This is a genomic window from Emticicia soli, from assembly GCF_037860775.1.
GTDB lineage: Bacteria > Bacteroidota > Bacteroidia > Cytophagales > Spirosomataceae > Emticicia > Emticicia soli.
In genome coordinates this window covers 263,018-275,582 of record NZ_JBBEWC010000009.1, presented here as the reverse complement: position 1 = coordinate 275,582, position 12,565 = coordinate 263,018, and the positions used below count along the sequence as shown (strand labels likewise).

Sequence of the window (12,565 nt, the reverse complement as noted above, 5' to 3'; positions counted from 1 at the left end):
TTATTCGATGTTTGTTACGGAATAACATTCCGTAGAACGCTACGTATCAAGGAATGTTATTCCGTGTGTTACATCAAGAAATACCCCACCCCTCTTGTTTTGGTAGCAAGCGGGTGTAAAAAGCACAACAAGGCAACAATGGCCAGTAATATTCTAAGTTGGCGGTCAGTAAGTTTTGTACGCACAACCATAAACCCTAAAAAAAACATCGGAAACACATAAGAAGCACTTCGGGTAGAATCGTAGGTGGTCATACCCAGAAAAACCATTACTAAAGTGCCTCCGGCTACCGCCAGTAATTTCAGATAATCTTTGCTGCTATACAATACCAAAAAGGCTGTAAACATCAAAAGCCAGAAGCCCTCTATCACCCACACAAACTTAAAACCATACGAAGGCCAACTATCGAGTATCATTTGTGTAAACTCGCCTTCTTTGTAGGTAGCTTTCATCCCTGCATATTTCATCAGGTATAAACGCAAAGCTCCATAAGCAACAACGCCCAAAGCAGTGGCTATCATCTGCCAGCTAGGTATAAAACTTAGTTTTTTATCATTTTTAAGCGTTGGCGAAACCCACCACCACAAAAACACAAGTCCGCTGGCTACAGCAGCCCGTTCATCGCACCAGGTGGCAGCAAATATAGAAGCAAAAATTATGAACGGATTTCGGAAATACATTCCTAAGAACAGAAAAAAGAACGCATAGAAATCTCCATAGCCACAGTTTTCAATAAAAAACGACGTACCAAAATAAATACAGGCCAGTGCTATACTTGCCATAAAGACCGCAATTTTATCTTTCAGTAAATCAAATAAAAACTTGGTAAGCATGAAATAAAACAAAACACCAAGTAATAGTTGCAATCCATAAATGAAGATACTCACGTGCCTAATGCGCAAAACCTTAACTATTACAGGCAGTGTAAGACGAAAAACACGGTTGTTTGAGGCGGGTTCTTCATACACATGGTGTCCGGTCAAATCCGCCGCACGCTCTTTAGTTATTCTGTATAAGAAAAACTCATCTTTTTTTTCAATCACCTCCTGATAATAAAACTTGAAATCTTCAAGCGGAGTAATATTATTAAAAAACGATAATAGCATTAATCCTATTGAAACCATCACCACTCGCCACCGCCAATTGCCTGCGTTTAAGAAAAGGGTAATTTTCGATTCAAAACTCTGGTAGATGTTTTCTAAATAGGTCATAAAATTTAAAATACTATTGTACTAAAATATCTACAAAAGTAGATGTCTAAAGAAAAAAACGTATGCGCTTCTCTTTAGACATCTTCTTATGCTATCTATATAAATAATTACTATTCTGCCCCAACTATCATAAACCTCCTGACAGCCGAAAGCGTAATACCAATAATAACCAGCAAGAAACCAAACCAAACTAAATTTATATGAGGTTTCTCCAGGGCTTTTAAGACGATAAACTCCCGCTGCCCTCTACTTACCGAAAAACTGAATCTACCCGTGGCAGGGTCTATTTTTGTGAGTTGCATACGCAGCCCCATTTCGGTATTTACCTCAGGCTTACTCCATATTTCATGGTTTCTGATAGCAAATACAGGTCGCATGGTTACGGCTACGTTACGGTCTAGTACTTTTACAATGGCTCTTGCCGCAGCATCGCCTTGGTTAAGTTTCATACCGTCTACTTCCGATACCCCTTCTACATTTTGCAGAATGGCTACGTAATCGTTCACAAAAAATGTATCACCAACAGCAACCGTAAATTCTTCAGGCACACTCCATTCTCTGTCTTCGTCAAGGGTTACAAATCGGACGTGCGTGTAAATATCCTTGTTCCAGAATTTTTTAATATCCGGCGAAGCCACATTTCCCATTTTCTCATTTATCTGGAAACGTGGATACAAATTAAACTTCTTGCCATCTTTATTCGCATATTCTACCTGATAATAGGTATTTTCTACTTCATATTCCAGCGTATCGCCACGTTTATAGAAAATCTTATCACCATCCATTACATCAGCACGGGCAATACCTTTGTAATTACTACCAGGTACAGGCAGAATGTATTTTTTCTCGATATAGCCCGGCACATTTCTAATATCTACAAACTGACCTTTGTAGGTAAACGAGAAATCACTGAATTCTGTCGGACGATTCAACCAAAGCAAGGCATTCTCTTTATTTTCTTTGTCGTTCCCTTGGAATATCTCTGCACCAGAGAAATTTAAAGAAACGATTTTCTCATAAGCCGACGAAAACATAACACCTATCAGCATTAAAGCTACACCGATGTGCGTAATAGCACCACCGGCAACTTTAAACTTCCCTTTTATAATATCGGTCAGGATACTTCCATTGGCTACAATACTGAAAAGTGCAGCTGTAAGTACGATAATGTACTGCCAATTGTTTACTTTGGCAAATGTGATGATAAGCGCCGAAAGCAATAATGTGATAATAAGCGGATTCAATAATTTAGAAAGGCTTTCTTTTTTCACACGTTTCCACCAGAAAAACTGAGCGATACCTGTCAGAATTGTAATCACTACAAAAAACCACATCTGAAAACGGGTATAGTGCTCAACCTGATTTGTTGGTAAGGCCATATTAAGTTTTGCGCCAAATACCTCTCCTATTTTATTATAAACCGGAATAGACGTTGTAACAATTACCTGAAAAGCCGCCAAAGAGAGCATCAATACACCCATAAAAATCCAGAACTCACGTGAAAACGTAGAGATTTCCTGTTCATCTTTAGGCAAATGTTTCCAGCGGATAACAGATAAAACTACTGCCGCAATAATAAAAGTAAACAGATACAGGAGCAATTGACCCGACAGACCTAAATCTGTAAATGAGTGTACCGAAGCATTGCCAAGTACCCCACTTCTTGCCAAAAACGTAGAATAAAGAATCAGTATATATTGCGCAATAACCAGAATAATGGTGTATTTAAGCGCCGAGCTGTTTTTTCGAGCCAGTAGCATTGTATGAAAACTTGCTACCAACACTAACCAAGGCACATAAACGGCATTCTCAACAGGGTCCCAGTTCCAGTATCCTTCAAAGTTTAGGGTTTCGTAAGCCCAGATTCCGCCCATCATGATACCCGTACCCAAAACTACAGCAGCCACGAGTGTCCACGGTAAAGCAGGTTTTACCCATTCGGTATATTGTTTGCGCCATAAACCAGCCATACAAAAAGCAAATGGCACTAGCGTTAAGGCAAAACCACAAAAAAGCGTAGGTGGGTGAATTACCATCCAATAATTTTGGAGTAACGGATTCAAACCATTACCATCTTTCGGAACAAAATTTGGGTTTGTTTTCCAGATAGGAATATCAGGCATCGATTCTCTCAGTGTCAGGAATGGTGAACTACCAATCTTGAAATCTCCGAAAATAACCACACCTAATATCATAGACGCCAAAAAGGTCTGCACCAATGTAAAAATAGTAAGCGTTGGTGCTTCTAGCGCTTTGTTTTTTCGCAACGACGAATTAATCAATATTACTCCCACAACTACGTTCCAGAACATCCAAAGCAAGAAACTCCCTTCCTGGTCTTGCCAGAAACATGAAATGGCATAATCGACCGATAAACTCAACGATGCGTTATCCCATGCATAATGGTATTCAAAGTAGTGGTTTAAAATAATACTAACCAACGACACACACACTGTAACAACTGCTACGGCATGCACATAAAAAGCCCGACGGGCAAACTTAAGCCAATCGGTAACAACATCTTTCAACACCTGGGTAGTTGGCCGACTAGCCTGCCAATAGGCATACGTAGAAACTAAGGCAGCAACAAACGCGACAATAATGGACAAATGCCCTATATTTCCTAAATATGGTCTTAACATAATTAATTTGATAAACTTTATTTGGTCATCGACTGGATATAAATATCCTACTCACTTAATAACAGATTTCATTTGTTATTACTCACCTAATCCAATCCAAGCACTCCATGGAATACGGCTCAAAATCAAGACTAAAGCTAAACCAAAGAAAATCATGGTTTGCTTGTATTTCTTTCCATTACCTACAGCACGTTTCACACGTGCATTACCAATAGTTACTAAAACAACAGCTATAAGGTTTACGGTAGGATGCTCAACAGCATATTTGCGCAAAGTGGCATCTTTCATTGTAGCTTTCATATCTCCGAAAGCCGTTTGAGTGATAGGTGAAATAAATAACAAGATGATTCCTAACAGGAACATAGTATGTGTAGCTATCAGGGCAAATTTATTGATTCTGAGGTCTTTTTCTTCAAAAGCTTTCTGGCTACTATTGCCCATTATACCATTAATTGTAGCAAAAGCCAACAAAAATAAAGTAAGATATGCAAGGTATGAGTGAATCGGTTGGATAATCGGGTACATATATTTTAAGTCGTTATGTTAGTAAAAATTTTTGTCAAAATTACGTTATAATCTTTTAATAACATAAATGTTATGAAGCGAACTTTCAATTCGTGATAAGATGTTAGAAGAATAATGAAATTTCTCAAACCTATAATCATCATTCTTTTTTTTGTTTTTCTGCTTTTTATCTCGGTTTTTCCGCAGGTATTGCGTTGTTCTTTGGTGCAGTACGACACTTTTGTAAGTATACAACCCAATGTATATGCTGCTACAACTTCTACTTTACAACAGCAAGACTCACTAAAAAATTATATTAAAATAGCTAAAAAACGCATAGAAAGTTTTTGGGGTACACAACAAGGCGAAGCTACAATTATTTTTTGTGATGATTTAGAAAAATACAGGCAATATTGCCGCAGTTCAGAAGGTGCCGGTTGCACCATTGGTACTCCTATTGGCTCATGGATTGTTTTAAATAAAGATGGGCTGAATGCCGATGTAATTGCCCACGAGATGTCGCACGATGAACTAATGAGCCGATTGGGCTGGTGGAAAACTAAAACAAAAATACCAACCTGGTTTGACGAAGGCTTGGCCCTAATGCTCGACTACCGCTTTGTTGCAACACAAGACAGCGCCCAACGTTACAGAGCTTACAGCAGCGAATTATTCTTTTTCTCAAAAAAACCGCTCCCACTCGAAAGCCTCAAAACCGAAAAAGAGTTTTTCGGTCAGGGCGAGCTTCATACCAAATTAGCTTATTTTACTTCGGCCTCGGTTATTTCAAAAAAAATTGCATTCAGAGGCAAGCAAGCTGTTTTGCATACAATTGAGAGAGTAAAACAAGACAATGTTTTCGAATTTTAGCCTTTAATGCAAGCATTTTCTGTATGCACTCTTTTCTTTTCCAAAAAACTTCCGACCTTTGCGTCTTTGAAACTCAAATTTTAGACTAAATGAACATTTTGATTATTGGCTCTGGTGGTCGTGAGCACACATTTGCCTGGAAAATTTCTCAATCTAAAAACTGCACGCAATTATTTGTTGCGCCTGGCAATGCTGGTACTGCTGCCATAGCTACCAATTTGCCAATTGCAGTAAACGATTTTACAGGAATTGCGCAGGCTGTGAAAGAGCACAATATAGAAATGATCATTGTTGGTCCTGAAGACCCACTTGTAAATGGTATTGTAGATTTCTTCAGGAAAGACAAAAGCCTCAAGAAAATCAAAATTGTTGGCCCCGATGCCGCTGGTGCTCAACTAGAGGGCAGTAAAGATTTCTCGAAGTCTTTCATGCAGAAATACGGAATTCCGACGGCAGCCTCTGAAACATTTACAAAAGATACCCTTGCCGAAGGATTGGCCTATTTGGAAAAACAATCTTTACCAATTGTACTAAAAGCCGATGGCCTGGCCGCAGGTAAAGGCGTAATTATTGCCGAAACACTTAAAGAAGCACAACAAAGCCTGCACGAAATGCTGGCAGAAGCCAAATTTGGCGATGCAAGTAGCAAAGTACTGATAGAACAATACCTTAGCGGAATTGAATTATCTGTATTTGTGCTTTCTGATGGCAAAAACTATAAAATTTTACCCGAAGCCAAAGATTACAAACGCATAGGCGAGGGCGATAAAGGTTTAAACACAGGCGGTATGGGTGCGGTGTCTCCGGTGCCATTTGCCGATGCAGCCTTTTTGCAAAAAGTAGAAGAAAGAGTAGTAAAACCTACTTTGGCCGGCTTACAGGCCGAGGGAATCAAATATGTAGGCTTTATTTTCGTTGGACTAATGAATATGCAAGGCGAACCTTATGTGATTGAATACAATGCACGTATGGGAGACCCAGAAACAGAAGTAGTTTTACCAAGAATAAAGACCGACATGGTGAAGCTCATGAAAGCAACTGCCGAAGGCAAGTTGGATAAAATCAAGCTTTCGGTGAATCCGAAGGCAGCAATTGCTACTGTAGCTGTAGCAAAGGGCTACCCTGAAGACTACCGAAAAGGTGATTTAATGCAAATACCGGAAGCCGAAAAAGACACAATTATTTTTCATGCCGGTACAAAACTGACCGACAATAATACAGTAATTACCAATGGTGGACGTGTGATTGTTTCTGTAGCAATGGCCCGCACTTTAAATTCTGCCCGTCAGAAATCACAACGATTAGCAAAAAATATTATATTTGACGGCAAATATTACAGAAAAGATATAGGCAAAGACCTTTTAAAGTATTTGAAAGAAGAAAAATAAGCTATTTTAGATATTTATCTATAGCCTTGATTATACAAAAGCATAGCCTGATAACAAAAAATAGATTCTTTTGATACCTTAAGAATATAACAATTTTCACTTTTTGCCTGTATCTGTATAAATACATAATGATGTTTGAAAACACTGATTTGAATTAGTACTACAAGATTTATTCACCGCACAGCGGCTGTTTAATCGCTAAATCACTCATTTATTTTCGCCTCATTCTTTAACCAACTATAAACTATATATACAGAGGATATGGGCTGTGGACAATGTTCATCGGGTGGCTGTGGAGCAGTAAAAGCCTTAGACAGAACCGAAAAATCGAATCATAAAACTGTGGCAGGTTGCTCTTCGGGCGGCTGCTCAACAGGTGGATGTAATAAAATGAATGCGTACGATTGGCTTTCGAACATGGAAGTACCAATGAGTATGCGTTATAATATGGTAGAAGTAAAGTTTAAAGGAGGTAGAAAAGAGTATTTCAGAAATACCAATAACCTTGAACTTTACACAGGCGACTTTGTACTTTGCGAAATGCAAACGGGTTTTCATATTGGTAGTGTTTCGTTGCAAGGTGAACTAGTTCGTTTACAGATGATAAAAAAGGGAATTCAGGACGACGACACTATCAAGAAAGTAATACGTGTAGCACAAGAAAAAGACCTTGAAAAACACCAACAAGCTATTACCCGTGACCTACCAACCATGTATCGGGTACGTGAAATTGCCAAAGAACTGAAACTACAAATGAAAGTTTCTGATGTAGAGTTTCAGTCAGATAACACTAAGGCTACTTTTTACTACTCGGCCGACGACCGTGTCGATTTTCGTGAACTAATTAAATTGCTGGCTGCCGAATTTAAAATTCGGGTAGAAATGAAGCAAATCAGCTTACGCCAAGAGGCTGCCCGTGTGGGTGGTATTGGGTCTTGCGGCCGTGAATTATGCTGCTCTACATGGTTGACAGATTTCAGAGCCATTCCAACTTCTGCGGCTCGTTACCAGAATCTTTCGCTGAATCCGGCTAAACTTTCAGGCCAATGCGGGCGTTTGAAATGCTGCCTTAACTACGAATTAGAAACGTATCTGGATGCCCTGAGCGATATTCCGACCGTAGAAAAACCACTTAAAACCGAAAAAGGTATTGCAGTTTTACAAAAAACTGACATCTTCCGCCGTATCATGTGGTTTAGCTACAACAACGATATCAACTGGCATTCGCTACCGATTCATAAGGTAGTAGAAATCATGAAGATGAACGAAAGAGGCATTACGCCTAATTCGCTTGATGATTTGAATCTGGCTGATACGCTTGTAACAGATAAAGCCTCACCGAGAAATTCAGACCTTGACCGTCTGGACAAAAAATATACTGATAAAGGTAAAAAGCCGCAACAATCGTCTCATAAAGACCAGAAATCAGAGGCTAAAGCGCAAAACAATAACCAAAAACCTGCTAATCCTAACCAGAACAACCAAAATTCTGGACAAAAACAGGGAAATCAGGGGCAGAATAAAAACAATCAGGGGCAAAATCCGCAACAAGCTAAGCAAGGAGGTAATCCGAACCAAGGCGGAAACCCTAACAAGCAGCAGAACAACAACCCGAATAATCAGGGGAACAAACCTCAACAAAACAATCAGGGAGGAAACCCTAACAAACAGCAACAGAATAACCCTAATAACCAAGGGCCAAAACCGCAGAATAATCAGGGAGGAAACCAGAACAAACCGCAGAATAACCCTAATAACCAAGGCGGAAACCCTAACAAGCAACAACAAGGCAACCCGAATAAACAGCAGAATAACCCTAATAACCAAGGGCCAAAACCGCAGAATAATCAGGGAGGAAACCCTAATAACCAAGGCGGAAACTCAAATAATCAAAAGGGGAATCCGAACAACCAAGGGGCTAATCAGAACAAGCCGCAGAATAATCAGGGAGGCAACCAGAACAATCAGGGCAATAAGCCTAATAAACAAAATAATCAGGGAGGAAATAAAGGGACTCAGGGAAACCAGCCTAAAAATAATCCTCAACCTAATAATAAAAACAACAATCCGAATCAGCCAAGCTGATAGGATTGAATTTGAAAATTTAATTGATTAATGAAAAACCTTATTATAGGCTTCTTACTTTGTTTCACCGTTCTTGCCTGCGACAGCAACGCTATCTATAAACATTTTATAGATTTTAAAGATACGAACTGGTATATAAAAGATGTTCCGTCGTTTACCTTTGAGGTGGCCGACGAAACCATCCCTTATGATATTTATGTTTTGGTAAGAAACGCCTCGCAGTACCCTTACAATAACCTGTACATGACCCGTTTTATTTATGGGCCAGATAACAAGCTTATCAACAAGCGTCTTGAACAGGTTATTTTGTTTGAGCCTAAAACGGGCAAACCAAAGGGTAAAGGTTTAGGTGATATTTATGACAGCAAAGTTATTTCGAGCCGGGCTTATAGATTCCCCAAAAAAGGAAAATACACTATCAAGTTTCAGCAATATATGCGCCAAGACCCTTTGCCGTTTGTTATGTCAATTGGGTTGAGTGTTGAAAAACCTCTCCCACCGAAACAATAATCCCAAAATTTGGGTTATCATTTTATATCCTGATATACCAAAACTGGGCTTTATATGAGTTTTTTGCCTCTTTTTCCGTTAAACCTGGTAGTCTTTCCTCACGAAGACCTGAATCTCCATATCTTTGAGCCCCGTTACAAAGAACTGATTAACGAATGCCTCGAAAATCAGACAACTTTTGGTATTCCTACCTTTGTGAATAACAAACTAGCCGGCTATGGCACAGAGGTACACATTACTCAGCTTTCGAAACGCTATGGCGATGGAAGAATGGATATTAAGACGAAAGGACTTAGAATTTTCAGGATTACCGATTTTCAGAATCCTATAGAAAATAAACTTTATGCAGGTGGTGAGGTAGAATTTCTGGAGAGCGAAGATTTAAGCGAAACAGTGAATCCGTTCTTATTGAGTTTGGTAGATAGGCTCTATACCCTGCTAAAAATAAAAGTAGACTACAATAAGCCCGAGTATCAGCCATTCAGCTATAGAATAGTGCATAAGATTGGACTTTCGGTTAATGAAGAATATGAATTATTGACAGTTGCCTCTGAAGCCCAACGACAAATAATATTGATTAAGCACCTCGAAAGAATTTTACCGATTGTTTCGGAAGTAGAACGAACCAAAGACCGTATCGCAATGAACGGCCATTTTAAGGAATTTGATGCCTTAAATTTTTAATTTTTTACAAGAATATACCATATATACAAAATGCTTATTCACCGCCCACGAAGAAACCGCAAAAGCGCAGCTATCAGAGATTTGGTACAGGAAACTACGCTTTCGGTCAACGACTTTATATTTCCGATGTTTGTGATGGAAGGTAGCAACATCAAGAGTGAAATTAAATCGATGCCTAATATTTACCGATTCTCTTTAGATACACTTTTAGAAGAACTAAAAGAGGTAACTGATTTAGGTATAAAATCAATCTGCTTGTTTCCGAATTATCCTGAATCAAAAAAGGATAAATATGCAACTGAAAGCTACAATGCCGATACGCTTTATTTGAAGGCACTAAGTGAAATAAAAAATAAATTTCCTGATTTAGCTCTTATGACCGACATCGCTCTTGACCCATATAGCAGCGACGGTCACGATGGTATTGTAGAAAATGGCCAGATTCTGAACGATGAAACCCTTGAAGTATTAGGAAAAATGGCACTAGCTCAAGCCCGTGCCGGAGCCGATATTCTAGGGCCATCAGATATGATGGATGGCCGTGTGGGGTATATCCGTGAGTTGCTTGATGGCGAAGGCTTTACCAACATAAGCATTATGTCTTATTCGGCTAAGTATGCAAGTGCGTTTTATGGACCTTTCCGTGATGCATTAGATTCGGCACCAAAATTTGGTGATAAAAAAACGTATCAGATGAATCCGGCCAATGTGCGTGAGGCAATTATAGAAGGACAATTGGATATGGATGAAGGAGCTGATTTTCTGATGGTGAAACCTGCTTTCTCTTACCTTGATGTTATTAAAACCTTGTCAGAGAATTTTCCATTACCAATAGCAGCCTATAACGTATCGGGTGAATATGCCATGATAAAAGCCGCTTCACAAAACGGCTGGATTGATGGACAAAAAGCAATGTACGAGATGCTTATAAGTATGAAGCGTGCAGGGGCAAATATTATACTCACTTATTTTGCCAAAGAATTTGCGCAATTAAAGGCATAGAAAGAATAAAGCCTGACTCTCGAGGTCAGGCTTTATTCTTTTATTTTCTTATGAGTTCAACCACATCAAAATCATACTCATTCTTCTCGTTTTTCTGATACGGCTTGCGGCTTATCTCTTCCCATTCATCCTTACTCAAAGCCGGAAAATACGTATCTCCATCAATTGTAGTTTTTACTTCTGTCAGATAAACTTTATCTGTTATCGGCAACGATTGTTCATAGATATTTCCGCCACCGATAATAAAAATCTCGTCGTTTCCTTTTTGTTCTTTAGCCATTTCAATAGCTCTTTCAATCGAATCGGCCACTAATACTGTTGTGTCATCCGAAACCTTACTTTGTCTTGTAATCACAATATTGGTTCTATTGGGCAAAGGTTTACCAATAGAATCAAATGTTTTTCTACCCATTATTACGGCGTGGCCGCTCGTAAGAGCCTTAAATTGCTTTAAATCATCCGAAAGTCTCCAGAGTAATTGATTGTCTTTTCCTATAACACCATTTTCGGCTACTGCCACTATTATCGAAATCATTCTACTGTTTTTTATGGTCGCAATTTAGTGTTTTTAATAGGGTTTTACAGCATTTTTTGGCATATTTGTAGCAAAATTTAGTCACAAAGTAGAAGCTATCTCAAAAGTCTTTTGTATCAAATAGTATTTCATAAAACCCCATCCCCAACCCTTCCCCAACAGTGGGGAAGGGGGTAAAAGTCCCTCTCCCTACTGTTGGGGAGCGGCCGCCGCTGCGGAGGGATTTAGGGTGTGGGGTGATTATATTGATAAACAAAATTTGGATGATTTTTTTTGATATAGCCTCTTTTCTTAATCATTTTAATGAAAAATATTGACGTTTGCCTCACTCCCGATTTATTACATCTCCATAGTATCGACAATTCAATAGTAATTATAGCAGATATTTTCCGTGCTACTTCGTGTATGGTAACAGGCTTTGCTTATGGCGTAAAAAGCATTATTCCTGTTGAAACCGTAGAAGAATGCAAAAAACTACAGGAAATGGGCTATATTGCTGCTGCAGAAAGAAATGCAAAAAAAGTAGATGGTTTTGAATTAGACAATTCGCCGTTTAGCTATATGAGTGAAAGGTTGATTGGCGAAAAAATTGCCATGACAACCACCAATGGCACTTATTCTATTACCAAAGCCAAGGCATCGGCTGTAAAAGTATTAGCCGGAGCGTTTTTGAACCTAAATGCCATAGTTAATTACCTGAAAACACAACCTTACGATGTGGTTGTACTATGCGCAGGTTGGAAAGGCCGTGTAAATATTGAAGACACTTTATTTGCAGGTGCTTTGATTGATGCCTTGCAAGACGAATATTTTGTGGCCGAAGACAGCGCCATTATGTCTTTACGTTTATACCAACAAGCAAAAGACGATTTAATTGGTTATCTGGCCAATTCATCACATATCCGCCGTTTGCAAAATCTGGGCATTCATAAAGACATTGCTTATTGTCTGCAAAAAGACCTTTACGATGTTGTGCCTATTTTGCGTGGTAATGAACTTGTAAATTTGTAGATTTGATTAATGAATGTTTAGAGCATGTTTAAAATTTATAAATCGACCTCCGAAGTAATCTTTTTTAACTATACTGCGTTGCATTTTTTCGATGTAGCTGCTGGCTACATCGAAAAAATGGCG

Annotated in this window: 11 protein-coding genes; 7 read left to right on the top strand and 4 right to left on the bottom strand. The window is 38.9% G+C overall.

The window, feature by feature from the left end; all coding sequences use genetic code 11:
• Window positions 1-68: 68 nt before the first annotated feature.
• The 3 genes from WAE64_RS16490 to WAE64_RS16480 all read right to left on the bottom strand — a co-directional run bounded on the left by WAE64_RS16490 (window position 69) and on the right by WAE64_RS16480 (window position 4,378).
• Window positions 69-1,211 carry a hypothetical protein gene (locus WAE64_RS16490; protein ID WP_340238445.1) on the bottom strand — a complete coding sequence of 381 codons (1,143 nt, stop codon included), beginning with the start codon at window positions 1,209-1,211 and terminating at the stop codon, window positions 69-71.
• Between the two features lie 110 nt (window positions 1,212-1,321).
• On the bottom strand, window positions 1,322-3,853 hold the full coding sequence (ccsA, locus tag WAE64_RS16485) for a cytochrome c biogenesis protein CcsA (protein ID WP_340238443.1): 2,532 nt from the start codon (window positions 3,851-3,853) through the stop codon (window positions 1,322-1,324).
• A gap of 78 nt (window positions 3,854-3,931) precedes the next feature.
• Window positions 3,932-4,378: a hypothetical protein gene (locus tag WAE64_RS16480; protein ID WP_340238441.1), complete on the bottom strand. Its 447-nt coding sequence runs from the start codon at window positions 4,376-4,378 to the stop codon at window positions 3,932-3,934.
• Between the two features lie 114 nt (window positions 4,379-4,492).
• Here WAE64_RS16480 and WAE64_RS16475 point away from each other — a divergent pair, with 114 nt between their 5' ends.
• From WAE64_RS16475 to hemB, 6 genes are all read left to right on the top strand, one after another.
• Entirely contained in the window at window positions 4,493-5,227 is a 735-nt protein-coding gene (locus WAE64_RS16475) for a hypothetical protein (RefSeq protein WP_340238440.1), read from the top strand.
• Window positions 5,228-5,316: 89 nt separating this feature from the next.
• Window positions 5,317-6,615, top strand: coding sequence for a phosphoribosylamine--glycine ligase (gene purD, locus WAE64_RS16470; RefSeq protein WP_340238438.1), 1,299 nt, complete (start codon window positions 5,317-5,319; stop codon window positions 6,613-6,615).
• A 261-nt stretch (window positions 6,616-6,876) separates the two neighbouring features.
• Complete coding sequence (locus WAE64_RS16465) at window positions 6,877-8,700, top strand: PSP1 domain-containing protein (RefSeq protein ID WP_340238436.1); 1,824 nt, start codon at window positions 6,877-6,879, stop codon at window positions 8,698-8,700.
• Window positions 8,701-8,730: 30 nt separating this feature from the next.
• Window positions 8,731-9,210 (top strand): gliding motility lipoprotein GldH, encoded by a 480-nt coding sequence (locus WAE64_RS16460; protein WP_340238435.1) that lies wholly within the window; start codon window positions 8,731-8,733, stop codon window positions 9,208-9,210.
• Between the two features lie 54 nt (window positions 9,211-9,264).
• A complete protein-coding gene (locus WAE64_RS16455) occupies window positions 9,265-9,894 on the top strand; it encodes an LON peptidase substrate-binding domain-containing protein (RefSeq protein WP_340238433.1) in 630 nt (209 codons plus the stop codon).
• 30 nt (window positions 9,895-9,924) lie between these two features.
• Window positions 9,925-10,896, top strand: a complete 972-nt coding sequence (hemB, locus tag WAE64_RS16450; RefSeq protein ID WP_340238431.1) for a porphobilinogen synthase — start codon at window positions 9,925-9,927, stop codon at window positions 10,894-10,896.
• A 40-nt stretch (window positions 10,897-10,936) separates the two neighbouring features.
• On the opposite strand, the gene WAE64_RS16445 is transcribed toward hemB, so the two are convergent.
• Window positions 10,937-11,431 carry a dihydrofolate reductase gene (locus tag WAE64_RS16445; RefSeq protein ID WP_340238430.1) on the bottom strand — a complete coding sequence of 165 codons (495 nt, stop codon included), beginning with the start codon at window positions 11,429-11,431 and terminating at the stop codon, window positions 10,937-10,939.
• 303 nt (window positions 11,432-11,734) lie between these two features.
• On the opposite strand from WAE64_RS16445, the gene WAE64_RS16440 reads away from it, so the two are divergent.
• A complete protein-coding gene (locus tag WAE64_RS16440) occupies window positions 11,735-12,442 on the top strand; it encodes a 2-phosphosulfolactate phosphatase (RefSeq protein ID WP_340238429.1) in 708 nt (235 codons plus the stop codon).
• The last annotated feature ends 123 nt before the right edge of the window (window positions 12,443-12,565 follow it).

Coding starts and splice junctions, on each gene's coding strand:
- WAE64_RS16460 (WP_340238435.1), top strand. CDS start 8,731: ATGAAAAACCTTATTATAGGCTTCTTACTTTGTTTCACCGTTCTTGCC.
- purD (WP_340238438.1), top strand. CDS start 5,317: ATGAACATTTTGATTATTGGCTCTGGTGGTCGTGAGCACACATTTGCC.
- hemB (WP_340238431.1), top strand. CDS start 9,925: ATGCTTATTCACCGCCCACGAAGAAACCGCAAAAGCGCAGCTATCAGA.
- WAE64_RS16475 (WP_340238440.1), top strand. CDS start 4,493: ATGAAATTTCTCAAACCTATAATCATCATTCTTTTTTTTGTTTTTCTG.
- WAE64_RS16445 (WP_340238430.1), bottom strand. CDS start 11,431: ATGATTTCGATAATAGTGGCAGTAGCCGAAAATGGTGTTATAGGAAAA.
- WAE64_RS16465 (WP_340238436.1), top strand. CDS start 6,877: ATGGGCTGTGGACAATGTTCATCGGGTGGCTGTGGAGCAGTAAAAGCC.
- WAE64_RS16440 (WP_340238429.1), top strand. CDS start 11,735: ATGAAAAATATTGACGTTTGCCTCACTCCCGATTTATTACATCTCCAT.
- WAE64_RS16455 (WP_340238433.1), top strand. CDS start 9,265: ATGAGTTTTTTGCCTCTTTTTCCGTTAAACCTGGTAGTCTTTCCTCAC.
- WAE64_RS16490 (WP_340238445.1), bottom strand. CDS start 1,211: ATGACCTATTTAGAAAACATCTACCAGAGTTTTGAATCGAAAATTACC.
- ccsA (WP_340238443.1), bottom strand. CDS start 3,853: ATGTTAAGACCATATTTAGGAAATATAGGGCATTTGTCCATTATTGTC.
- WAE64_RS16480 (WP_340238441.1), bottom strand. CDS start 4,378: ATGTACCCGATTATCCAACCGATTCACTCATACCTTGCATATCTTACT.